Below are 24,849 nucleotides of genomic sequence, written 5' to 3'. Positions count from 1 at the left end.
TCATATGAATGGTGGACCCAATTAGGTAAGGCTAGTGCCCCCACCTTTATTGTCATCGTCAGAACCGTCATTACCCTCAGAATCAGGGTTATTCGGGATATCCTTCGATAGGTCAGGAAGTGTGGACTGTTCATCCTCAGGCTTGCCTTGAATGCGAACTCGCACATCACCGATATTGTCGATGACAGGCTCGCCAACTTCATGGGCAACACCTTCGCCACCCTCTGGTTTACCATCCTCGGAAAGGAATCCTTGTTCAATCAGTTGTGTGATCTGATCAAGCTCAAGTGTTTCTTTCTCAAGTAATGTATTGGCAATCAAGTGCATTTCTTTGGAGTGTTTGATCAACAGATCTTTACAACGTTCGTAACTCGAAGTAATAAAGTTCTGCATTTCCTGATCAATCTCATAAGCAATGGAGTCACTGTAATTCTGTTCATGCCCAATATCACGACCCAAGAATACTTGACCTTGAGAAGATCCGAACTGCATAGGTCCAAGCTTATCGCTCATACCGTACTCCATAATCATGGCACGCACGATGCGCGTAGCCTGTTGGAAGTCACTGTATGCACCCGTACCGATCTCACCAATAAACAATTCTTCAGCAACACGTCCACCAAGTAATCCAGTAACCTTATCCAAAAGCTCCTGCTTGGTAACGATCATCCGATCTTCCTTCGGAAGCATAATAACATATCCGCCTGCACGTCCGCGTGGGATAATAGTAACTTTATGCACCATATCGGCGTGCTCAAGGAAGTAACCAGCAATAGTATGGCCTGCTTCATGATAAGCTACAATACGTTTCTCGCGGTCACTGATCACACGGCTGCGTTTCTCAGTACCTACGATAACACGGTCAATAGCTTCATCCACTTCAATCATGGAAATATCTTTACGGTTACGACGTGCAGCTAGCAAAGCTGCCTCATTCAGCAGATTCTCCAGATCAGCACCTGTGAATCCGGTTGTGCGTTTAGCAACAACATCCAGTCTTACATCTTTCGTAAGCGGTTTGTTACGAGCGTGAACCTTAAGTACAGCTTCACGGCCTTTCACATCAGGACGGTCAACCGTAATTTGACGGTCAAAACGTCCTGGACGAAGCAATGCCGGATCAAGTATATCAGCGCGGTTAGTCGCCGCTACAATAATAATGCCTTCGTTACCACCGAATCCATCCATCTCAACCAGCAATTGGTTAAGCGTCTGTTCACGCTCGTCATGTCCGCCACCAAGACCGGCACCACGCTGACGACCCACAGCATCAATTTCATCAATGAAGATAATACATGGAGCATTCTTCTTAGCATTCTCGAACAAATCACGTACCCGAGAAGCACCGACACCCACGAACATTTCCACAAAGTCAGAACCGGAAATACTAAAGAAAGGAACGCCAGCTTCACCTGCTACCGCACGGGCAAGCAATGTTTTACCTGTTCCCGGAGGACCTACAAGCAATACGCCCTTAGGAATACGTGCGCCAACAGCTGCAAATTTGCGTGGATCTTTTAGGAACTCAACGACTTCGACAAGCTCTTGCTTCTCTTCGTCCGCCCCTGCTACATCCTCAAAGCTGATTTTCTTCTTCTCTTCATTATATAACCGAGCCTTGCTCTTGCCGAAATTCATGACTTTACCGCCGCCACCTTGCGCCTGGTTAAACAGGAAGAAGAACAAGATGAACATAATTACCAGTGGGATAATTGAAGAAAGGAATGTCAGCCAAATGCTGGTACCTTCCATTTTCTTCTGAGTTAATTCAATCCCATTAACATCGCTGGCTTGAATCAGTTCATTGATAGCGGCATCTGTAGGAGGAATATATGTGGAGAAGCTTTTCGATTTAGTATCGGCAGGCAGCTCTCTATACTCGCCTGTGACCAGAAAGGCATTACCCTCAAACTGAACCGTCAAATCCTTCACATTGTTGTTCTTGATCTCCTGCCGTAACTCGTCGTATCTAGGGAAATCGGCGGCTTCATTTCCATTGCTCACAAACTGGACAATACCCACCACGACTAAAAATAAAATCAAATAAAAACCAGAATTCCGGATGAACCGATTCATCCCCTACCTCCTCTCACAACACTCAAGTTATTGTACCATAGCCTCTTGGGACACCTCAAATAAAGGAAGTTGTGGGTATCCGATCCGTATGATCGAGGCAGTCCTTAGTTCAATTGGAATAAATCTCAGGTTTCAGTACTCCAACATATGGGAGGTTCCGATACCGCTCGGCATAATCCAATCCGTAGCCTACTACAAATTCGTCAGGTAACACGAAGCCTGTGTAGCTGGCTTCAAGATTAACAGTGCGGCCTGATGGTTTATCAAACAAGGTAACCACAGAGATAGTAGCAGCATTCCGGTTGCGGAGCAACTCAATTAAATAGCTGAGTGTAAGACCACTGTCAATAATATCTTCAACGATCAAGATATCGCGGCCTTCTACCGATACATCCAAATCCTTAATAATTTTGACTACTCCAGAGGACTTGGTGGATGCTCCATAGCTGGACACTGCCATGAAATCCATCTCAACAGGTACTGTAATGGCTTTAACCAAATCTGCCATAAATATAAACGCACCTTTTAGTACACAAATTACTAAAGGGGTACGACCTGCGTATTCTTCGCTCAGTGTTCGACCGAGCTCCTTAATTTTCTGCTGAAGTTCCTCTTCGGTGATCAATACTTCTTGAATATCGTTTTGCAACTTGCGAAACCTCCTAAGTTATACTATGAAAGACTTACTTCGACCATTACGTTTCTTCGCGGTCATCCAGCTCTGCCAGAGACAATAGAAGTACGGAGGTCGTGTGCCGCCCTACTGCGGCATGCATCGAGCGTCTTACGCCCGGAATCCAGACGATATTGCCCAAACCATCACAAACGAGGGGAATCAATGACCGTTCGGAAGCAGGTATTTTATCATCAATATAAATATCTTTTACCTTTTTGCTTCCGTTTAATCCCATGATCCTTATGGTATCTCCAGGCAATCGGGATCGTATCGTCAGTGGAAAGACCAGTTCATCACGGTCAAACCAAGCCGACATCTTCCCATAATCCTCCCCCTGTACAAAAAAGTTTTCTCTCTCCAGTACCGCCATCGACATCACCTTACCTATTTCCTCCAGTTTAAGCTCAGAGTCCGGTAAAAACAGACGATATGTATAGCTTGCCTGTGGCGTCGTGGGCTTGGACGAGAACAAGATACTATCATATTGCCGCACACAAGTCAGGCCTCCACCCAAATCCAAGCTCCAGGTGGTGGGATAGCTCTGCAGCGTTCCCCGACGTACAGCTTCAATCTTGGGGAAATCAAGGGCAGATAAATCCGCCGACAGATAATTTAATATTAGTTTAATCAAACGCCGTTGTAAAGCGGAGGGTATGGCAGCAAATGAAGCTCTGTTAAAGGTGTATTTCCCATCCCCTTCCGAAACTAGCTCTTCAAAGCATTTTGCCGCAGAAGCTTCCATATACTCATCTTCAGCTCCCGCAATTTCCGCAAGCTGTACGAGGGATTGCCTCACTCTGCCATTATACTTTTCCAGAAAAGGAAGAACTTCCAAACGAATGGCATTCCGCTTGTATTTCGTCAGCAGATTGGTGGCATCCTCAGCATAAGTGAAACCTTCATTTTGGCATAACCCTAAAAGTGCTGTTTTGTTAATACGTAGGAATGGGCGAATGAGTTCCACCTTTTTTTCTGTTCTTTTCCACTTGATACCCGACAGTCCAGATAAGCCACTTCCGCGTAATAGACGCATAATTACAGTTTCTGCCTGATCATCAGCATGATGAGCCAGAGCAACAGAACGCGCCCCATATCGGTGCGCCGTATCAATCAGAAATTCGTACCGCTTCTCACGTGCAGTACCCTCAGGACCAAGTCCACTCTCTTTAGCCAAGGAGGGAATATCGAATTCCGCAAACTCAAAGGGCAGTCCCAGTTCTTCAGCCATACCACGTACGAGCTCTGCCTCTTCCTTTGACTCCGGCCTAAATCCATGATTCACATGAGCACATATTAAGGTAAGCGGTATAAATTTTAAAGATATTTCATGTAAAACATGCAAAAGAGCCACAGAATCCGGGCCGCCGGAAACTGCGACTACAATGGTGTCATGGGGCGCCCACAGCTCATGCTCGGCTGCTGACTCCAATACAGACTCCACCAGTCCATTCATTTGCTCCATATGCGCCCCCCTCTCTCTCCAACTATATGTATGAGTTCAAAAACGGAATACCCAATAAATCGTAAAGGCGAGCAAAAACAAAGACAATGCGAATGCATTTTTTAACCACCGGGGGGTGTCCATACTATCCGGGCGCTTTCTGCGCGAGTTATAAATATGGTTTCGCCAGACCTCAGTAGCATCCGCAGAGCCTGAGAACCCCCCTTTTAACGCCATACAAATCCAGGAGGATAGTTTCTTATTGGGTAAATTTCTAGCCAGCTTAAATAATTCGTCCACACTTCTCGTCTGCGGCAGCTGTAAGGCTGCCTTTTTGAGCCCTTCTTCATTGAGCAAACGAAGACACAGCACAGCAAATGCGAAAAGATCGTAACCCTCATCGCTGATTCGACTGCCCGCATTCCAGAAACCACGATCATGCCATTCGGTAAACTGCTTCACGCTACGACCAATAGGGCTTGTGCCCCCAAAGTCGATCAGTTCCACTTCACCGTATTTAGATACCATGACGTTCTCGGGCTTCAAATCACCGAACACAAATCCACATTCATGAAGTGTGCGCAGCTTTTCAAGCAGACCAAGACCTACCAGGCCTAACCAATCGGGACCGTTTTTCGATAAAAAATGATGCAGCGGTTTGCCTTCAACATACCTCATCACATAGAAGGGGATATTATCCCCATTCGCAAAATCATCCGCTTCCAAAAAATAAGAAGACAATGGATTCTCACGACGAGCCCGATGTTCATTCCGCTTTCGTCGCGATTGCAGCGAGGTCAGTACATTGATCTCCGATTGAAGTTCAAGTGTATCGTATCCGATTTTTAGCGCGTACCTTTCCCGTCTGCCTTCTCTTTGCACAAGATATACGGTTCCGTTCGCGCCCCTTCCCAGCATCCGCTCAACGACATAACGGTTACCCCGCCATTTGCCGTTAATTAAGGTACCAGTAGGATAGGACGGATTAGACGACATACCCACCAATCATCCCTTCTCTTTCGTCGTGGTCATCGCTTAGTCGGCGTCCACGATGTTCATCCAGTGTATCATAACGATAATGTTCAAGCACCTTGAAAATAGCTGGGCCAGTCGGTGTTGCGCCTCTCATGTGTAATTTAGAGAATAGCGTACGAATACCTGACATGTCATGCGTCCAATCCAGATCAAGCTTGGCATCTTCACTGCTGTTATTTCCGGGAAAATGAAACACAGCGATCTCACTCTTGCCTTCCCGTGCTTCTAAACTGAGTGCCAAATCGCGGATTGCATCTTCCACAGCACCCAGTTTAGGCTTCATACTGGCACTGGCATCGATAAGAAGTGCAATGCGCAGCGGCGTTGTTTCTGTCAGTTCATCTACAACTGTAACAACCTGTGAACGTTGAACAGGAGGCAGCTGATCCAGTGAGCCGTCGCCTAGTATCTTTTTTACCTCTTTATTAACCGCCTGCTGGATCGTCTGAACCACGGTCTTGCGTGTCATCATCTGAATCGTCTGCGCCAGTTGTGGTGTTCCGACTATTCGGCTAAGGCCTCCCCCGGCCTTGGCAATGTCAGCAATCTCGCGGCTGCCGATTTCACCGATCGTACCATAATCAACTACACCGACCACATTTACGGTGATTCCCTCCTGCAGGGCATGCGCCGCTGCCAACACCGGACTTTCTCCTACATTCGAACAACCGTCAGTAATGAGCATAATTTGCTTCATAACCCTCAACTCCCCCTTTGTTTGAACCTCTGTTTCTAGCATATCCAGAAATGAGAGATTTCAAACGGTCGATATTAAGTGGGGGAATTTCGATCAAATAGGGGGGTAGTGAATAGTGGAACTGCGAGAAATGTTTGGGCTTTCGATCGCTGTTGTCCTCAGATTCCTTGATTAGAACCGCCTCACGCGGTTGGAATCCGAGGACAAAGGCGAACGCTCCGCTTCTACAGCTCCAAACTTTCTCTCCGTTCCATACCTTCACTAGTAAACAGTTTAGATCTACAGATTCCGCCCCAAGTCAGCCGACATTGAAACGAGAATAGTAGAGGCCGGCGAGTTACACATCACGTACTCGCCTCGAATACCTCCATCAGCACGACGCCTTACGCGTGCTACAAACTCACAAGCAACACGACGCTTCGCGCGTGCCCAACATTAAAACCTACTAAATCTAAATCTAAACCTAAAATAACTAACTTACCGTACGCGGACGCTCCATACGGCCGATGCCCGGCATATGCAGGCTGGACCATTCCGGATGGAAATGATCAAGACGGCTGACGACAATAGTCATGTCATCAAGGATCTCATTGCCCTGATAACGGATCACTTTCTCCAACAGGCTGTCCGCTAAATCCTGAGGATCATCACCCTCAAGCTCTTGGATCATCCGTTTCATCCATATCTCCTTATTAACGGCATATCCAGGCGCATCATAAATACCATCGGTCATCATAATTAAAATATCGCCAGGGCGAAGCTGCATACTGATTAAATCCACATCAATATCTTTAATGATTCCTATCGGCAGATTGCTAGAGGTTATTGGAATGACCTCACTCCCCCTCCGGATGAAGCTTGGTGCTGAAGCAATCTTCATAAACGTTGTCTGCGCAGAATATTGATCGATTAAAGCCATGTCCACAGTAGCATAGAATTCATCAGGGGAGCGTAATAAAAGAATTGAGTTGACCGACTTTACAGCCAGCTTTTCATCCATACCGGATTGCAGCAGCTTTTCTAACATGCCGAGTGCGGCACTGCTCTCCATCCTTGCCCGTTCACCATTCCCCATACCATCACTAATGGATACTGCAAAAGTGCCATTTCCAAGCTCTACGGTGCTGAAGCTATCGCCAGACAGCATATCTCCACCTTTTGAAACAACTGCCACACCCGTGTTTACCTCAAAGGCTTTGGCTGAACCAAAGGTAACCATCGAGAGTCCTTCCCGGGGATGAACCGCCGTCTCACTCATGACAGCAATATTCTCATCCAGAATGTCGGAGAGGAGTGGGGCAATCATTTTACGGCATTCATCAAAACCGCGATTATAAGCGTGCACTACTTCTATTTCTACGCGTCCTGGGTCCAGACTTAAAATTTCAATGCCATGAATAGACAGTCCCAATTTCTCAAGAGCCTCGCGGATTTGTGCTTCCTGCCGATACATGGCCTGTCCTTCACGCTTAATTTCCTTGGCCAAGTCTTCCATAACCTGTGACACGCCTGACAGCTGCTCGGCAACAAATTGGCGACTATCGTATATTTGTCTTTTCCACCGCATATCATGTTGGTAGAGATCATATTGTCCCTTCATGACCTCAAGCACTTCTCCGGTTTTGCCACAAATACGACTCCATTCCGGTGGCAGCTGAGCAGCCGTAATATCAGGGCATTCCTCAACAGTTGTCATCATATCTGTCATGTATCTATATGTCTGATAGAATTTTGCATCCCAGCAGTGGGTACGGCGAATGCATCCAGCGCAGGCGCCTTCTGTGACCGTATTCATAAAATCTTCCATTTCACGATCCGATTTGCCCACTTCTCCAGCACGTGGAATCTGACCAAAGCTACTGGAGAGCTGTTGGAATACCTGTGAGAATTGAGTGACCCGTTCTGCAGTCAGATCCCTGACCCTGCGGGCATATTCATGTTGAGATCGGCTATGATCTGACGTGCCCGGTACATATTTTGCAATCGCCGATATCATCGCCTTAGGCGTTATTAGAAACAGCACTATTGCTGCGCAGGTCTCCCATGTTGAGGCCATCATATCACCCGGACCCGTAAAATAGACGGAAAGGATCGTTGATCCTAGCAACATGCCAATAGATACCGCACCCTTTCGCCCACCCTGCATCATTCCCGCTAGCATTCCGGAAAAAGCAAGCAGACTCATCTGATAGATAGCACTGATATCGGCCAGACTGAGGATCAACCCCGTCACCACCCCAACAGCTGCACCGAGGGGAGCGCCCCCCGCCATGGCAAAGAGCAGAATTAAATAACGAGACAATATATGCTCTAATGACCAACCATTAAGGGTCCAGCCCACAAGGCCTGTCATTACGGAGGCTAACAGAATAATAAGGCATAAAACCTCCTCGTTCCTCAGCGATCTGCTCTTTTGTTTGTAAGTTAGTAGAGGAAGTGCCTGAATGAACACAAGGGTAAGAACAAACCCAAGTAAAGCATCCAGAGTTGTCATCATAAAGGGGTACCAGGAAAGAGACGGTCCGAGAACAATCTTGAACAGGCCAACCATAAACGAGGATACGAATACCATAAGGGGTGCATAAGACAAATCTATTCGTTCGAAACTTTCAAGCCCTCTATAAACAAGAAAAAATATAATTAGTTCAGCCGTAGTAACCAAGGCACCCGGAAACGGAGTGAAGAGACTTCCAGCTATAATAGCACCTGCTACAGGTAACATAGAGTCTCGACGCATAAACACAATGACGGCAAAATATGCGACAGCAAAAGGGGACAGCTCGTCCAGAATCATAGCTCTACCTAGCAGAAACCCCATAAAGCTTAACAGAAGCATCCACTTCTTCGCTGTAATAAGCTGAATATATCGCTGCTTCTGACCCCAAGCTATAATACGCGTGCCTAAGGCTTGTCTCTGCTTCTTATCTTCGCTTCCCACTCTTGTCCACTCTGGCAAATTCACCACATTGCTTTTACTCATTTCCCTACACCACCCGTTTAAGAATTTATGGTTCTCATTATATAGCGGGTCATTTGAGAAAGTTTGTCAGAAATGGAGGGACAGTCATAAGAAATTTCCGACAAAAAAGCCTTTGTTCATTATTCCTAAAAAAATAGATCGATCCCTTGCGGCGCAGTAGGTTGCTTCTCCTTAAGCTTGTTTCCAGTGCAGTTTTAGGCGCAAGCCTGGCGGTCATTCGCCAGCGATTGCCCTAGAGTTATGTGAGAATGACATGGATGCTGTCGGCAAGTTTATATGACACGACAAAAAAACCGCAAGGGCGAAATGCCCTTGCGGTTATTTATGATGTACAGGTATTGGATTATACGCGTTTGGCTCCACGGCCTCCGCGCTTTCCTTCTGTGTTCTTCTTAATCGAAGATATCCGTTCTTCGCTGTCTTTCAGGAATCGCGACATTTTATCCTCGAATGAAGGTTTACCGGCTGCAGGCTTAAATGGACGCCCACCCCGTTCACGATTGAATCCACCGCCGCCTCCACCACTGCCGCCACCGCCGCCGAAACGGTCTCCGCCGCTAGGACGTTCTGGTCTTGGAGCTCTAGGCGGACGTACTTCCGATGCTGGCTTGTCAACAGCCTGCTTAATGGAAAGTCCGATCTTGCCGTCCTTATCGACGTTGATCACCTTGACGGTTACTACATCACTAATCTTCAGATGATCGTTAACATCCTTGACGTAATTATCGGCGATTTCCGAGATGTGAACGAGACCTGTGACACCTCCTGACAGATCCACAAATGCTCCGAAATGCGTGATGCCTGTCACTTTGCCTTCTAACTTGGTGCCCACTTCAATTGCCATAGAATAAAATGATCCTCCCTTAAAAATATACAGACGAATATTAAGGTCATCCTGTCTGCGGTGATTTGATTATACAGTAAAGAGCAAAGCAAGGCAACAGAGTAAAAGCCTCTTTTAGCCAGTATTATTGCTCTGATTGCTCTGTTCGAATAGGAGTTTCCCCTTGAGGATAGATATTGTACCATTTACGCGCTAATTGGCCAATATACTCATCATCATTAAGTCTGGACACTTCATATTTCAGTTGATTCAAAGATGCTGTGACACTCTCACTAGTCTTTTGTTTCTTGGCGAGTTGCTCGCCCTTGTCCGTAATTGCCGCACTTTGATTGAAGTAAGTATAACCCGCCCAGCCAAAAAATACTGCCACAAAGAGAATCCACATGACTCTTCTTCTCTTCGCGCCTGCGGCCGAATTTTTGCTGGGATTACTTTTCTCTTCCGCAGTGAATCTGTTCATGCAGCGTACCCCCTAATTCAAAGGTCAGCGTTTCCGCCATTTGGTAATCCATCCAGTAATCTTCACGATCCAGGCGCTATGCTTAAGCCGAGATAACCATGGAGAAATCCACCTTACTGGTAATACCCAAATTGGCTTCGTTAGACGCAGCAGAAGCTTAAGGATGAATAATAGAATACGACCTAGCAGCACTAGCAACCCTATAATAAGGCGCCAAAGCCAGCGAAGAGGTTTACCTATTAGAATCTCCACAAGTCTCCATAGCAATCTGCACATATACTGAACCGATTGAATTAACATTAACACAAAACGCCGCACCGTAACACTGAAGATCAAAAAATAGATCCATATTCCTAGAAATAAACCTAAAAAGACATAAAATCGCAATTGCCCCTGATTTCCGGCATAGAGCATTCTAAAAACAAACAAAGCAGCACAAAGCCAATACAGCAGGTCAAGCATGGCATTCAGCCATTTGGGAAAATTGAACTTGAGCGACAGCACCCGGTAGCTGTCATAGGCCAGTCCCATTGTCACCCCGGCCAATATCATGTAGAACAGCGTCAGCCACTGAACTGCAGGATTCATTTAAATAGCTTACCGAGTAGACCTTTATTTTTGCCCTGCGATCCGGGATCTAGATAAATCAGGGAATGTACATTGCCCTCCAAGGACAACAGTCCATTCTCCAGACTTAAATTTTTGATATGTAAATGATTCCCGCGAATGGTGAGATGGCCGAGTTCTGTACGAAGCAAAAATTCCTCGCTATCAAAGCTCTCCACATTTTGCACGCCCGTCAACTCTAGCTGTTTACGACTGCGCATGTGCAGATCATGCTGTTTATTTACCTTTCCTGGCTCGATCATAGCATGTACCCCTCCTTCTTACCTCTAATCTATGGCAGTAGAAGAAGTTATAGAACATTCCAATCCACTAAAATAAGAGAGATAAAAAAAGAAAAAAGAAGGCACAACTCTACAATATGTAAAGTTGTGCCTTCTTTTTTACTATTAACTATGTTACTCCTACCAGTCCAAGCCGGTGCTTTTGGCAACAGGCTCTTCCCGAAGTAGAGTATACATACCAGCGGCTTCGTCCTTGCGTGTCGTTTCGACTAGCTTTTCGACTTTGACCGTTACAAGCTTTTGTCCAAATTGCACAGTAATCTCGTCACCGATCTTAACTGCACTACTTGGCTTAGATTCCCGCCCGTTAATCAGCACCCGGCCTTGTTCGGACACATCCTTGGCCACTGTACGGCGCTTGATTAATCGGGACACTTTCAGGAATTTGTCAAGACGCATTAGTTAACGGCTTCTTTAAGCTTGTTACCAGCTTTAAATGCCGGTACAGTTGATTCTGGAATTTCAATCGTTGTGCCCGTTTGCGGGTTGCGACCAGTACGTCCTGCACGTTTACGAGTTTCGAATGTACCGAAACCGATCAGTTGAACTTTATCGCCTTTTGCCAAAGCTTCTGTGATCTCACCCAAGAATCCGTTCAATACTGCTTCTACATCTTTTTTTGCCAATCCGTTTTTCTCGGAAATGTTGTTTACCAAATCTGTCTTGTTCATAATTTAAAGTTCCTCCTAGGATACGAAAAAATAAATGAAACGAGATTCACCGCCATATTATGGGGCAAGTCGTCATTTCGTCTTTATGATATTCTTGATGTCATCTTAAAATCCTGCCACGAATCGTCGTTTTTTAAAAAAAGAAACAGTTATTTCTCAGAAATCGTCGCAGAATCTATTCTATAGCACTATTAAACTACTCGCCATAATCTAAATCAGAGATGAATGCTACTTTCACAGCATTGCCTCATCTTAAGGTCCGTATACCGTACATAGTCTGAGAAAATTACTATACTTTTCGTTCCTCAGTCTTTGCCTCCTGCCACAACTCTTCCATCTCTTCCAAGCTGCTATCTTCTACACTCATACCCTTGGCTCGCAGACTTTGCTCGATATACTGAAACCGACGCACAAATTTGCGGTTGGTCCGGGTTAAAGCTTCTTCCGGATCTGCGCCAATAAATCGGGCAACATTGGTAACAGCAAATAACAGGTCGCCCAGCTCCAGAATTTGATCCTCGGCGGCTGCATCAGTATCGATGGCTTCTTGCAGCTCTTCTATTTCTTCACGAACCTTAGCTAAGCAATCCGTAGCGTTGTCCCAATCAAAGCCCACCTTGGATGCTTTTTTCTGAAGCTTGTACGCCTTCATAAGAGCGGGCAAATCACGCGGAACCCCACTGAGGGCGGATAATTCCTCTGGCTTCACGCCTTTACGCCGCTTCTCCTCTGCCTTCATGCCCTCCCAATTGATCAGAGCTTCTTCAGCGTCATTCGCATTCTTGTCACCAAATACATGGGGATGGCGGAAGATAAGCTTATCATTCAGTCCTTCTATGACGTCAAATACGTTAAACGTGCCCAGCTCCTCTTCCATTTGGGAGTGCAGCATGATCTGCAGCAAAAGGTCGCCCAGCTCCTCTTTCATATGGTCTGGGTCATCCTCATCAATCGTCTCCAGCACTTCGTAGGTTTCTTCGATTAGATTTTTACGCAAAGATTCATGAGTCTGCTCCCGATCCCACGGACAACCGTCCGGACTACGCAAAATATCGACAATCTCATGCAAGCGAGCGAAAGTACGATTTCTTAGCTTCTCCTCACGATTCGCAGGTACATAGACCAGAGACAAATTACCATAACCCTCAAGCCGATCCAATTCGTATAGAGGAACAGTCACAATGTTTTCTTCGTTCTCCACGCCAAGGGCATGACCCACCACCACTTCATATTCGGGCGGATACAGCTCCATCAGACATAACTTTGTCTCCGAAGCTGTAAAGCTGTCATAAACCTGGCCAATCAGAGTATGCAATTCAGGTTGAAGCTGAGCGCTGCGAATGCCTGAAGCATCTAATAACTGGAAGCCTTCAATAGGGTCGAACCCCAGTCGCACAAACGCCTCGTCCAGAAAACTCTCCCCGCCTAATATTTGCAGTTCTATTCCTTCTTCCGGGCAACGCTGACGCAGCTGTGAAACAGCTGACTCTGCAACCATGGGATGCCCCGGAACCGCATAGACAATATCTGTACCCTCTGCGGCGGAGCGAGCCTCTTCAATCAATTTTGAAGTAATTGCAGCATAGACCTCAGGAAACGAAGCTAATGTTTCATACAGTCCATCAAAGGATTGCGTGGCGATTTCAAGCTCGTTGAGAGCAGCCATAACTGGATGCTCTTGGGTACGAACGTAGACAACGGATGCTGCCTTCAGTTTTTTTATAATTCCTAGTGTCAGCCGATCGGGATTACCTGACCCGAGACCAACAACTGTTAATGTTGCACTCATATCTGTTCCTCCTTTTAAGCGGGTTAATTATGGAAATAAACGCAGCTTTTTGAACTTGTCCGCCAGAGACGGGCCGATGCCCGGAAGCTGGCGAAGCTCGCTTTCGCTGAGCAGCCGCAGCACCACCGCGCCTACGGCAAAGACAACGCAGCCTGCGAGTACCCCGAGCAGGCTCTGCGCCAAGCTGGCGGTGCGTCCGCCGCCGATGCCAGCGGCCGTAGCCGCGGCGCCAGTGCCCCAGCTGGCAGCTGCGGCGGCAAGAGCCAGGCCCGCTGTGAGCAGCGCGGGCCGTGCCAGGGCATCTGCGAGGCGAAGCCGCAGATGGCCCTGGCGGTACAGCAGCAGCACGTTAAGCGCTGCTGCGAACGAATGCGCGGCCACGCCAGCGATGGCCGCGCCGGTAATGCCCTGCTGCGGAACCAGCAGCAGGTTCAGGGCCGCCTTGAGCAGCGCGGCGGCCAAAAGGTGCAGGGCCGGGGCGCGCACGTAGCCGAGGCCCTGGAGGAGCGCAGCAGAGATGATGCTGACTGTACCGCCAACAGCGGTAAAAGCCAGCCAAGTCATTGTGCTGCTGCCAGCGGTATCGCCGTAAAGAGCCATATTAATCGGCTCAGCAAGCACTGCAAGGCCGGCTGAGGCCGCTAGACCTAACAGCCAGAACCAACGCAGCGACAAGCTGCAGCGGGTCTCAATCAGCTTCATATCTCCCTTGTACTTCGCTTCCGCCAAAGCTGGAATGAACACAACAGACAGTGAGGTGGCAATCATCGTTATAATCTGCACAAGTGGCAAACCCCGATTGTACACACCAAACTGGGCCATCGCAGCTACTTCACTTCCGTCAGACGACAGCAGTCGAGGCACAGTGAATACATCTACAAGACCGATAAGAGGCATAGCCAGTGCACCTAGCATTACGGGAATTCCATAAGCCAGCAGTGTACCTGCTTTAATGCCCATAAACCCTTGTTTGGAACCTAGCCCATGTCCTGCATCCAGCGCTCTTACACGCTGACTTTCGACAGCAGCAGCTACTTCAGCAGCAGTTTCCTGTTTTACCCTCCGGCGGTGACGTCTCAAGTACAGCAGCATAATTACAAGCCCTGCGGCTCCCCCTCCGGCAGAACCAAGCAGCGCGCCAGCAGCGATGCTCTCGGCTCCTGCTCCCTGCGAAGTGAGATATAACAGAAGAATAATCATCACTGTAACCCGTACAGACTGCTCTACAATCTGTGACACGGCTGTAGGAACCATATTATGCAGCCCCTGAAAGTACCCGCGTATGGCCGACATGACAGGGACAACAGCCAGACCCCAGGCGCTTGTCCGCAAGGCAGGCATTACATGTGAGTTACCTACCCATTCGGCAATGATGGGTGCACCTGCATAGGTGATGGCGCCGATAATCAAGCCGCTGATGCCTGTAATTAGCGCGGATAATAGTAGAATCCGGCGGCCTTCTTCATCGCGTCTCCCAGCCGAAGCTTCGGCGACAAATTTGGAGATCGCCGCAGGCAGACCTAGCATAGCTACCGTTAACAGCATTGTATACAAGGGATACACTGTGTTGTATATACCAAATACAGCATCTCCGCCTAGATTTTGCAGCGGAATTTTTTGAAGTGTGCCAATAAGCTTTGAGATAATGGCCGCGGCACTAAGGATAAATGCGCCTTGCAGCAATCGTGATGTTTGTGTATTAGATTTCATATAATACCTGCTTCTACAACTTTGATGGGATGAATTTCTATATTATAACGTATGTATGCCCACAAGTAGAAACGGTTTTGTGTAAACGACAAAACCCCGTTTGCCCTTTGTATATCTTACCAAAAGGAAAGCGGGGTCTAAATTAAGATTACTGCTCCATTTGTTTGCCCAGGAAAGCGGCAGCCGTTTCGGCCATTTTTATTTCCATTTGCGCCATCTTCGCCGAATCATCCTTGCTCACCATCACTACACAACCAATAGGATCTCCACCGGAAATGATCGGTGAGGCTACATATGAGGACACCAAATCCGGATGATCTTTAGCAATTTCATAACTGCCTTCATTGGTTTCTAACACAGTCTTACGGCTGTCCATGACTTTCTCCAGCAGCACTCCTACCTGTTTCTCCAAATAATCTTTTTTGGAGCCGCCTGCAAGGGCAATGAAGGTGTCACGATCAGCAATCATCGTAATGTGTCCAGTACCTTCGAACAATGACTCCGCGTACTCTTTTGCAAAGTCACCCAACTCACCAATCGGAGAATATTTCTTGAGAATGACTTCACCGTCCCGATCGACGAATATTTCCAGTGGGTCTCCTTCTCTAATACGAAGAGTACGTCTAATTTCTTTGGGAATAACCACGCGTCCGAGGTCATCAATACGGCGAACAATTCCAGTAGCTTTCATTTCACATGTGCCCCGCTTTCTTAAGAAGTATGGTCTTACTACTGTCCATTATGGGAAAGGATAATCCCAGTGATTTATCGTAATATCTGACCATAGTATTCATCTCTTCCCAGATCCTTATACATAAGCTGACATGTATTAATATCTGCATCAAGATAAAGGTAGTTCTACAACCGTTTCTGCGAAATAAAAAGCCATCTTCACTTTAAGTGAAGATGGCTTTTCTAAGGTAAGCTTGTCCATATTTACCGATGTTTATTCAGCGGCATCTGTAGCACTTGGAGAAGCACTTGGGGATGCGCTTGGAGCTGTAGTGGCTTCTGTTCCACTATTTGTTCCGGTTTCATCTGCGGCAGCAGAGCTTTTTGGCAGATTGATGTTCTCAATAATGGCTTCCAGATCCTTTTCCATGAACGTTTCTAGGTTCTTGGATACAATTGAGCTCTTAATGCCTTCTTTTTGCTCATCCGTTAACTGGTCAAAAGTCTTGTCTGTACGGGACTCCACCTTGATGATGTGGTAACCGTAAGAAGTTTCTACAGGATCACTGATGGTATTTAGAGGCAAGGTCTGAGCAGCCTTCTTAAACTCCTCCACATAAGTGCCTACAGCTTTATCTTTATATTCTCCGCCTGCCTCTTTAGAGCCAGTATCGTCAGAATATTCCTTAGCGATGGCTGCGAAATCAGCACCGCCATCCAGCTTCGCCTTAACTTCTTTCGCTATTTTAAGCGCTTCTTCGCTGGTACGCTCTTTGTTGTCTGCATCTGTCAGACCAATTAGCACATGACGCAGTGTGGCAACCGTAAAGTCGCCTTTAGTCGCTTCGAATTCTTTGACAACTTCATCATCAGTCACTTTAAGCAGCATATCCTGATAAACTGTCAGCACACGCTCCATATAAGTACGAATATCTTTCTCTGTAACATCAGCATCTTTCAATGTCTTCTTATAGGTATCGCCCAACTGTTCCTTAATGCTTGCGATTTGAGTATCGGCTTCTTTCTCCGCTTGCTTTTTCGCTTCATCCGTTGCTTGGGAAGCCAAATATTCAAAGCCCACTTCTTGCTTCAGAATGGACTCCTTAAACGCATCGATCTCTAAATATTGCGCTTGTTGTGGAGAGAGGAATTTCATGATTTTTTGATCCATTGCAAATTCCTTTTGTGTAATCGTTCCACCTTTATAAGTGGCTACAGCTTGATTATCATCCGCACTATTTCCACATGCTGCTAGCATAGAAAAGGAAACTGCCGCTGCCAATGAAACGAGCAGCACTTTCCATGATTTTGTTTTATTTAACGACATTGTGTAGTTCTCCCTTCGATTTAAAAGACTGTTTAGCTTCCTTAAGAAACTGTTCAAGCAAGTCAAGCAGCTGTTTATCACTTAAATCTTTCGATTTGACCCGGATACTGGCTTTCGCATCCCTATCAAATTGTACACGTCTTTCGAAGCTATTTCCAACTTTGGCGAGTTTCGCTGTGTCTAAAGCGCCGAGACTTCCCTCATAGAAATTCAAGGTAACATCATCTCCGCGTCTAATCATGGAATCAATGCCATACATTTTTCCATACACTTTCAAACGAGCGACCGATAGTAGATTCACCACGGCTTCAGGTAACTCACCGAACCGATCCAAGAGCTCATCTTCAAGCTCGGAAGCATCATCGAAGGAGGTTACTGCCGCCACTTTTTTATAAATTTCAATTTTTTGGATACTGTCGTAAATATACTCTGACGGCAGATACGCGTCAATCGACAAATCAATGACTGTATTGCCCTCTTTCAGGGATGTATCTTCCTCCCCAAGCACAGTAACCTTACGCTTACGAATTTCCTCCGCCAGCATTTGTGAGTACAGATCAAACCCCACGGATGCGATAAAGCCATGCTGCTCTGCACCCAGCAAGTTACCTGCACCGCGAATAGACAGATCTCGCATCGCTATTTTGAAACCAGAGCCCAGCTCCGTAAATTCCTTAATAGACTGCAGACGTTTCTCTGCAACCTCTGTCAGCACCTTGTCCCGTTGATACGTGAAATAAGCGTAAGCGATCCGATTGGACCGGCCTACACGTCCACGCAGCTGATAGAGCTGAGACAAGCCCATTTTATCCGCATCATGCACAATAAGTGTATTAACGTTCGGAATATCTACGCCCGTCTCAATAATACTTGTGCTGACGAGCACATCGTATTCTCCGTCAAGGAAATCGAGAATGGTCTTCTCCAGCTCAGATTCCGACATTTGACCATGTCCGATGCCAACTCTAGCCTCAGGAACAAGCATAGAGATTTGAGCGGCCATTTCTTGAATGCCCTGCACACGATTATAGAGATAATAGACTTGACCACCGCGGGCTAATTCCCGCTCTACAGCTTCCCGCGTAAGGGTCTGGCTATGCTCCACTACATACGTTTGCACAGGGAATCTGTTCTCTGGCGGGGTCTCAATGACAGACAAATCCCGCACTCCGAGCATCGACATATGTAGCGTACGAGGAATTGGAGTTGCAGTCAGCGTAAGAACGTCTACATTCGTTTTCAGTTTTTTCAGCTTTTCTTTATGAGTCACGCCGAAACGCTGTTCTTCATCCACAATTAATAACCCCAGATCCTTGAATACAAGGTCCTGAGATAACAGACGATGTGTACCGATAACTACATCGACAGTTCCTGCCCTAACGCCTTTAATCGTCTCGTTCTGCTCTTTACGGCTGCGGAAACGACTTAAGACCTGAATATTAAGCGGGTAATTAGCGAAACGTTCCCGGAAGGTCTCATAATGCTGCTGAGCCAAAATCGTTGTCGGGACTAGCACCGCCACCTGTTTACCTTCAATCGCTGATTTAAAAGCCGCCCGAATAGCCACTTCAGTCTTACCATACCCAACATCACCGCAAAGCAATCGGTCCATTGGCCGGTTTTGTTCCATATCCTTCTTAATCTCTTCGATAGCCCGAAGCTGATCTCGGGTCTCCTCGTAAGGGAACATTTCTTCAAATTCATGCTGTTCCTGTGTATCCTTTTCAAAACCATATCCTGCGGCACTTTGGCGCTCAGCATATAGCTTTATCAAATCATCAGCAATATTCTGAACGGAGGAACGAACCTTATTGGTCACTCGTGTCCATTCATTGCCGCCTAGCTTATATACTTTCGGCTCTTTATCTTCGGAACCGACATATTTCTGAATCAGGTCAATCTGCTCAATCGGAACTGAGAGCTTATCGCCGCCAGCATACAGAATATGCATGTAATCACGGTGAATACCGCTGACCTCAAGCGTGCCGATTCCCATATATTTTCCGATACCATGGTTCTGATGGACGACATAATCACCGATTTTCAGCTCTGTGTAACTCTTGATCCGTTCTGCATTATCTATTCCTTTGGAGATCTTCCGTGCCTTCCGCTGCTTCTGAGAGAACATTTCTCCCTCAGTTATAACAGCTAGATGAATAGAGGGCAGCTCAAAACCAGAACCCAGATTTCCTTGTACAATCATCGGCTCGTTAATGCCGTAATCATAAAGAACTCTGCGCACTCGTTCAATCCGTTCCTCACTGCTCGCAAGCATCATTACCTTAACACCGGACTTCTGCCAACGCTCCATTTCCGATTTCAGCACATTCATCTGGCCATGGAAATCCTGCATTCCACGACTGATAAACCCAAGAATGTTCTGAGGCTGAATATGCGGAACCTGACGTAAAAAGATTGACATAAACAGGCTTTGGAACGGGCGCTGATACATAACAACATCCGTATCGACAGAGAGATCTAGATCCGGCAATGATTTGCCGTTTTGCAGCAAATGCAGATTCCATTCCGATTCATCCCGTTCAAGCTGTCTCGCCGTTTCGAGCAGTCTTGTCGGCTCATCTAGAATAAGAATGGTATCCTGGGCCATGTAATCAAATAAATGAGAGCGTTCAGGATATAAAAGACTGATATATTTATAGATCTCCGGGAAATAAGTACCTTCCCGCAGCATTTCCAGCTCACGGCCAATTTCTTCCCGCAGCCTGAGCTTCGCCTGGCGATCCGCCATCTTCTCCAACTGTCGCTCCATCATAGCTGAGGCTTCAGCAGAAGCAGATTCCTGGCGCAATCTACTAGCTATAATCTCTTTAGCCGGTGTAATCTTCACACTACGTACCTTATCAATAGAACGCTGATCCACTGGATCAAAAGTTCTTATGGAATCAACCTCATCGTCAAATAACTCAACCCGATAAGCAAAAGGAGATGTCATTGGATAAAAATCAATTATTCCACCCCGTACGCTCAGTTCACCACGATTCTCAACCCGCTCTACTCTTTCATAGCCCATTTCAATCATGGACATCAAAAATTCATCCAGAGCAAGCGTTCCATCTTGGGAAACGGTGACTTGTGCCTCTGCCATAACCTCTGGGGCTGGCAGCAATCTACGCACTCCTGAGTAAGGAACTACAACAATACCACGGAAGCCCTGAGCGCATTTGGTCAGCACATCTATACGCTGAGCCAGTGTCTCTGGGCTTGATACAGCCGCTTCTGCAGCCACTAGTTCATTGGCGGGATAGAGCAGAACCCGGTCAGGGGAAAGCGCTTCCTGCAAATCATCGGCCATCTTCTGGGCCGAAAACATATTATGAGTCACTACAAGTAAGGGACGAGTTGTCTCTTCATGTAATGCTGCAAGCATAATCTGTCTAGCAGAACCTGTAAGCCCCGAAATGAGCTGCTCTTTCATACCTGCAGCAACACCATGGGTGATAGACTGGAAATCGGGATCCTTGGAAAAAGCTTCTATAAGACCTTGTAACAACAGGCGCACCTCTCTTACTAAACAGGCTAACGGTGGCATAGCCACCGTCACCTATTATGATTGGAATCGAAAAGAAGCCTCAGCTGTAACGCCAAGGCTTGCGGATGACGATAGAGACAGGCGCTTCCACCTTACTGAAGCGGACTTGTCAGCAGGCTAAGCTCCGGATTGTTCTCTAAAGCCTCCTTGCAATAGTCGCAAGTAACCTTTACCGTGATTTCACCTTCTGAATTATACGCTATTATATCTCTGCGCTCCGCAGGGGTCAAGGAATGAAGGCCCAACTGCATTTCTGTAACATCACTTCTATTAATACTGCCTAGAGATGTCTTACAGTGCCTACAAACATAGTTTATTGCCATCTATATGCCTCCTGAAGGTACTATATACCTTCAGTATGTCCGGGCAGCTTCATCTTTAGCCTTAAAAACAACAGGGTTTACAGATTAACCATTGAACTTAGCCATCGTCTGCTCGAATGAATGCTGTAAGCTGTATTCCAGTGCATCACAAGTATTAAGGATCATTTGCTTAAGCGGATCGCTTTCCTTCTTAGGAAAAGTAGAAAGAACATAATCGACAATAGCAAAACCTGGCTCAGGACGAGAAATACCCATTCGTACCCGATTGAAATTCTGTGTTCCTACATGCTGTATGATGGATTTAATTCCATTATGTCCACCAGCGCTTCCTTGATAACGCAAGCGGATTTTTCCGATTTCTGTATCCAAATCATCATAAACGACGATCATATCTTCAAGTTGAACTTTGTAATAATCCATATAAGCGCGAACGGCCTCACCGGACAAGTTCATAAAGGTCATGGGCTTAATCAATACGGTTTTGACGCCACCAATGACCCCTTCACCGATGACGGATTTACATTTGCTCTGGTTGAAGGCAATTCCGTTCTGGGCAGCAAGCTCATCCAAAGCCATAAAGCCAACATTATGCCTTGTTTTCGCGTACTGTGTTCCGGGATTTCCCAATCCGACAATCCATTTCATTATCGAACCTTTCCTTTCCGTTCGGGCTCTCCGGCAAGAGGAGTCCGTTTTTGGTACAATAGATCTAATCTACATATCTCTGTGCAACCAGAGCGAAATTATACTCCGAAGACAGGTGATAACCCATGCCGCACAAAGGCGAATTATTGACACATCAACGCCATTTTCAGTACCACATCCAATATGCAGTACCCGTGGAAATATACAAGGGCGACGTGCATATTGATATCGGTGTATTAACAGCGGTAGACGAAGCTTTCGTGGAGCTACAAGGGACACTATATAACCGCAGTTTATTCACCTTTGTCTCCCGTCCCGGATATTAAATCCAGTAGTTCTACCTGTAGCACGCCGATAAGGGTTACATCTCCGAGAACGGAGGTGTAACCCTTTTGTACTATTCATTCGTTATATTTATTCAATCTCGAACAATTTACTAATCGACAACTCTTCATGAACGCGGATAATTGCCTCACCCATAAGTGGAGCCACGGACAACACCTTGAGCTTAGAGGTTGGATTCGCGCTGCGAATTGGAATGGTATCCGTCACGATAATTTCTTTGATTGGAGAATTCTCCAGACGCTCGTGTGCAGGACCAGACAATACTGGGTGTGTACAGCATGCGTATACTTCCTTCACGCCGCCTTCCATCAAAGCATTAGCACCAAGTACGATCGTTCCAGCGGTATCGATGATATCATCGATCAGGATGGCTGTTTTGCCTTCGATATTACCGATGATGTTCATAACTTCGCTGACGTTAGGTTCTGGACGACGCTTGTCTATAATAGCCAGTGGAGCGTTCAGGAAATCAGCAAGCTTTCTTGCACGTACTACACCGCCATGGTCCGGCGATACGACAACTGGATTCTCGATTTGCTTGGAACGGAAATACTGAGCCAGAATCGGTACACCAAGCAAGTGATCCACTGGAATATCGAAGAATCCTTGAATCTGCATGGCATGAAGATCCATCGTGATTACACGGTGAGCGCCAGCCTTTTCAATTAGATTCGCTACCAGCTTAGCGGTAATGGGGTCACGGGAACGGGCTTTACGATCTTGACGGGCATATCCGTAGTAAGGGATAACCACGTTGATGCTTTTTGCGGAGGCACGTTTAAGCGCATCTACCATAACCAAAAGCTCCATCAGGTTATCATTTACAGGGCCACAAGTGGATTGAACAATATAAACATGGCATCCCCGAACGCTTTCTGACAGCTTGACCTGAATTTCTCCATCGCTGAAACTTGTGGTGTGTGATTCACCCATCGGAATCCCGATGTAATCAGCAATTTGACTAGCTAGCTTAGGATTGGAGTTACAGGTGAAAATCTTTAACTTGGAATCACAATAAGTCATAAAATATAAACCCTCCGTGACGGAATTTAGCTTTCCAAAGGCGCCGGCGCGGAAATATAAGTCCGTCCGGCGCTTCTTAGCAACGCTTTACGATGGACTCGAGTGGTCTTTCTTCGCTTTTGCACGGGAACGGATCTTCTCTGCATATCCCGGTTTGTTCTCTTGTCTTACTCTAGCTACAGCCAGATCGTTCTCGGAAACGGAACGTGTAATTGTCGAACCTGCTACAACAAAAGCCCCTTTGCCCACAGTAACTGGAGCAATAAGGTTAACATTACTGCCAATAAAGGCATCGTCTGCGATTGTTGTCTTGAATTTATTATACCCGTCGTAGTTAACGGTAATCGCACCGCACCCGACGTTTACATTCTTACCTACAGATGCGTCGCCGACATAACTAAGATGTGACACTTTTGAACCGTCACCAATCGTAGCATTCTTGATCTCGACGAAATCTCCAACCTTAACTTCTTCTCCAAGCACAGAGCCTGGACGCAAATAGGCAAAAGGCCCAACGGTTGTCCGTGCGCCGACTTGAGCTTGATTCAATACGGACTGCTTAATCGTTGCATCATCCATAATCTGACAGTCTTCGATTTCACTAGCCGGTCCGATCACACAATTGTCCCCGATTACAGTCTTCCCTTTCAGGATGGTTCCTGGATAAAGCGTAGTATCTGATCCGATAACTACATCTGCTCCGATATAAGTGGAGGCTGGATCAATGATGGTCACACCGCCCAGCATGTGTTTACGATTAATACGTTGACGCATAAAGGCTTCCGCTTCGGACAAAGCTAAACGATCATTAACGCCGATAGACTCAGCTGCGTCATGGGTCTGATATCCTAGTACGGTATCCCCTTGTGAACGAAGAATCCCAATCACATCAGTCAAATAATACTCCTGCTGGTTATTACTGTTCGTTACCTTCTCTAGTGCAGCAAATAATTTAGCATTATCAAAACAATAAGTGCCTGTATTGATTTCTTGAACGGCATCTTCTTCAGTAGTGCAATCCTTCTGCTCTACAATCTTCAGAACGCCGCCATCTTCACCACGAATAATTCTTCCGTAGCCTGTAGGCTTTTCCATAACAGCTGTCAATACGGTTGCAGCCGCATTACGCTGTTCATGAAGCGCCATGAGTCCTTCCAGGGTCTCCGTGGTTACGAGTGGTGTGTCTCCACAAATAACTATAGTTGTTCCTTCTTCGCCAGCAAGTAAATCCTTTGCTTGTTTGACAGCATGGCCAGTGCCGAGCTGAGTTTCCTGCAGAACGTATTCCGCTCCTTCACCTACATAGGCCTTAACTTTCTCTGCGCCATGCCCAACAACAACAACGGTGCGCTGGCATCCGGTCGCTTTTACTGTATCAAGCACGTGCCCTACCATCGGCTTACCGCAAACGGGGTGCAGCACCTTATATAATTTAGATTTCATTCGCTTGCCTTGACCTGCGGCAAGTACTACAGCCATTCTTTTCAAGAATGCCAACCTCCTACTCTTGAACTCACTACTGAATATATCTCATTCCGGGCAAAAAGAAAAGAGAACCATGAAGTCATGGTTCTCTTTTCTATAAACCCCAAGTTAGAAAAGCATTTATCGCTGCCTTTCGAAGATGTCGTCAAATCCTTCACCAGCAATAGCTTTTCTTGCAAGATCAGGCTGCTA

General features: G+C 46.5%; 22 protein-coding genes. 1 reads left to right on the top strand and 21 read right to left on the bottom strand.

The genetic code is table 11. From position 1 onward, the window contains the following. Positions 1 to 21: 21 nt before the first annotated feature. The 19 genes from ftsH to pth all read right to left on the bottom strand — a co-directional run bounded on the left by ftsH (position 22) and on the right by pth (position 21,804). Positions 22 to 2,076, bottom strand: coding sequence for an ATP-dependent zinc metalloprotease FtsH (ftsH, locus tag MHB56_RS14785; RefSeq protein WP_038568034.1), 2,055 nt, complete (start codon positions 2,074 to 2,076; stop codon positions 22 to 24). Between the two features lie 109 nt (positions 2,077 to 2,185). Continuing rightward, on the bottom strand, positions 2,186 to 2,725 hold the full coding sequence (gene hpt, locus MHB56_RS14780; RefSeq protein ID WP_036678757.1) for a hypoxanthine phosphoribosyltransferase: 540 nt from the start codon (positions 2,723 to 2,725) through the stop codon (positions 2,186 to 2,188). Positions 2,726 to 2,771: 46 nt separating this feature from the next. After that, positions 2,772 to 4,214 (bottom strand): tRNA lysidine(34) synthetase TilS, encoded by a 1,443-nt coding sequence (gene tilS / locus MHB56_RS14775; protein ID WP_341143706.1) that lies wholly within the window; start codon positions 4,212 to 4,214, stop codon positions 2,772 to 2,774. A 36-nt stretch (positions 4,215 to 4,250) separates the two neighbouring features. Next, positions 4,251 to 5,189 carry a serine/threonine protein kinase gene (locus MHB56_RS14770; protein WP_036678862.1) on the bottom strand — a complete coding sequence of 313 codons (939 nt, stop codon included), beginning with the start codon at positions 5,187 to 5,189 and terminating at the stop codon, positions 4,251 to 4,253. Further along, on the bottom strand, positions 5,179 to 5,925 hold the full coding sequence (locus tag MHB56_RS14765; RefSeq protein WP_038568031.1) for a VWA domain-containing protein: 747 nt from the start codon (positions 5,923 to 5,925) through the stop codon (positions 5,179 to 5,181). Before MHB56_RS14765 ends, MHB56_RS14770 begins: the two co-directional genes overlap by 11 nt. Positions 5,926 to 6,397: 472 nt before the next feature. Further along, complete coding sequence (spoIIE, locus tag MHB56_RS14760; protein ID WP_076130076.1) at positions 6,398 to 8,905, bottom strand: stage II sporulation protein E; 2,508 nt, start codon at positions 8,903 to 8,905, stop codon at positions 6,398 to 6,400. A gap of 343 nt (positions 8,906 to 9,248) precedes the next feature. After that, positions 9,249 to 9,749, bottom strand: a complete 501-nt coding sequence (locus MHB56_RS14755; protein WP_036678766.1) for a S1 domain-containing RNA-binding protein — start codon at positions 9,747 to 9,749, stop codon at positions 9,249 to 9,251. 124 nt (positions 9,750 to 9,873) lie between these two features. Beyond that, on the bottom strand, positions 9,874 to 10,209 hold the full coding sequence (locus MHB56_RS14750) for an FtsB family cell division protein (RefSeq protein ID WP_076130075.1): 336 nt from the start codon (positions 10,207 to 10,209) through the stop codon (positions 9,874 to 9,876). Between the two features lie 24 nt (positions 10,210 to 10,233). Beyond that, the gene (gene yabQ, locus MHB56_RS14745) at positions 10,234 to 10,797 is read right to left on the bottom strand and encodes a spore cortex biosynthesis protein YabQ (RefSeq protein ID WP_076186815.1); all 564 of its coding nucleotides are present in this window, start codon (positions 10,795 to 10,797) and stop codon (positions 10,234 to 10,236) included. Then, complete coding sequence (yabP, locus tag MHB56_RS14740) at positions 10,794 to 11,078, bottom strand: sporulation protein YabP (protein ID WP_036678773.1); 285 nt, start codon at positions 11,076 to 11,078, stop codon at positions 10,794 to 10,796. Before yabP ends, yabQ begins: the two co-directional genes overlap by 4 nt. Before the next feature lie 159 nt (positions 11,079 to 11,237). After that, positions 11,238 to 11,516: an RNA-binding S4 domain-containing protein gene (locus tag MHB56_RS14735; protein ID WP_076130073.1), complete on the bottom strand. Its 279-nt coding sequence runs from the start codon at positions 11,514 to 11,516 to the stop codon at positions 11,238 to 11,240. Continuing rightward, positions 11,516 to 11,788, bottom strand: coding sequence for an HU family DNA-binding protein (locus MHB56_RS14730; RefSeq protein ID WP_036678778.1), 273 nt, complete (start codon positions 11,786 to 11,788; stop codon positions 11,516 to 11,518). Before MHB56_RS14730 ends, MHB56_RS14735 begins: the two co-directional genes overlap by 1 nt. 289 nt (positions 11,789 to 12,077) lie before the next feature. Next, positions 12,078 to 13,577 carry a nucleoside triphosphate pyrophosphohydrolase gene (gene mazG, locus MHB56_RS14725; RefSeq protein WP_076282730.1) on the bottom strand — a complete coding sequence of 500 codons (1,500 nt, stop codon included), beginning with the start codon at positions 13,575 to 13,577 and terminating at the stop codon, positions 12,078 to 12,080. Between the two features lie 27 nt (positions 13,578 to 13,604). Further along, the gene (locus MHB56_RS14720; protein WP_076282729.1) at positions 13,605 to 15,287 is read right to left on the bottom strand and encodes a putative polysaccharide biosynthesis protein; all 1,683 of its coding nucleotides are present in this window, start codon (positions 15,285 to 15,287) and stop codon (positions 13,605 to 13,607) included. Positions 15,288 to 15,435: 148 nt separating this feature from the next. Beyond that, complete coding sequence (gene spoVT / locus MHB56_RS14715) at positions 15,436 to 15,978, bottom strand: stage V sporulation protein T (RefSeq protein ID WP_036678783.1); 543 nt, start codon at positions 15,976 to 15,978, stop codon at positions 15,436 to 15,438. Between the two features lie 255 nt (positions 15,979 to 16,233). Beyond that, positions 16,234 to 17,286, bottom strand: a complete 1,053-nt coding sequence (locus tag MHB56_RS14710) for a peptidylprolyl isomerase (protein WP_076282728.1) — start codon at positions 17,284 to 17,286, stop codon at positions 16,234 to 16,236. Beyond that, on the bottom strand, positions 17,273 to 20,797 hold the full coding sequence (gene mfd, locus MHB56_RS14705) for a transcription-repair coupling factor (RefSeq protein WP_076186834.1): 3,525 nt from the start codon (positions 20,795 to 20,797) through the stop codon (positions 17,273 to 17,275). Before mfd ends, MHB56_RS14710 begins: the two co-directional genes overlap by 14 nt. Positions 20,798 to 20,928: 131 nt before the next feature. Next, entirely contained in the window at positions 20,929 to 21,159 is a 231-nt protein-coding gene (locus tag MHB56_RS14700; RefSeq protein WP_036678789.1) for an anti-sigma-F factor Fin family protein, read from the bottom strand. Positions 21,160 to 21,243: 84 nt separating this feature from the next. Beyond that, positions 21,244 to 21,804, bottom strand: coding sequence for an aminoacyl-tRNA hydrolase (gene pth / locus MHB56_RS14695; RefSeq protein ID WP_036678864.1), 561 nt, complete (start codon positions 21,802 to 21,804; stop codon positions 21,244 to 21,246). Between the two features lie 125 nt (positions 21,805 to 21,929). Here pth and MHB56_RS14690 point away from each other — a divergent pair, with 125 nt between their 5' ends. Continuing rightward, positions 21,930 to 22,130 (top strand): hypothetical protein, encoded by a 201-nt coding sequence (locus MHB56_RS14690; RefSeq protein WP_036678792.1) that lies wholly within the window; start codon positions 21,930 to 21,932, stop codon positions 22,128 to 22,130. An 88-nt stretch (positions 22,131 to 22,218) separates the two neighbouring features. Here MHB56_RS14690 and MHB56_RS14685 read toward each other — a convergent pair whose 3' ends face one another. Together MHB56_RS14685 and glmU are read right to left on the bottom strand one after the other, a co-directional pair. Further along, entirely contained in the window at positions 22,219 to 23,172 is a 954-nt protein-coding gene (locus MHB56_RS14685; protein ID WP_036678796.1) for a ribose-phosphate diphosphokinase, read from the bottom strand. Positions 23,173 to 23,259: 87 nt separating this feature from the next. Beyond that, complete coding sequence (glmU, locus tag MHB56_RS14680; RefSeq protein ID WP_076138495.1) at positions 23,260 to 24,660, bottom strand: bifunctional UDP-N-acetylglucosamine diphosphorylase/glucosamine-1-phosphate N-acetyltransferase GlmU; 1,401 nt, start codon at positions 24,658 to 24,660, stop codon at positions 23,260 to 23,262. Positions 24,661 to 24,849 lie beyond the last annotated feature (189 nt).

The organism is Paenibacillus sp. FSL H8-0315, assembly GCF_038005365.1.
Taxonomy (GTDB): Bacteria; Bacillota; Bacilli; order Paenibacillales; family Paenibacillaceae; genus Paenibacillus_AQ; species Paenibacillus_AQ odorifer.
Note: the sequence above shows the minus strand (reverse complement) of the source record. Positions and strands in the feature narration are given on the sequence as shown.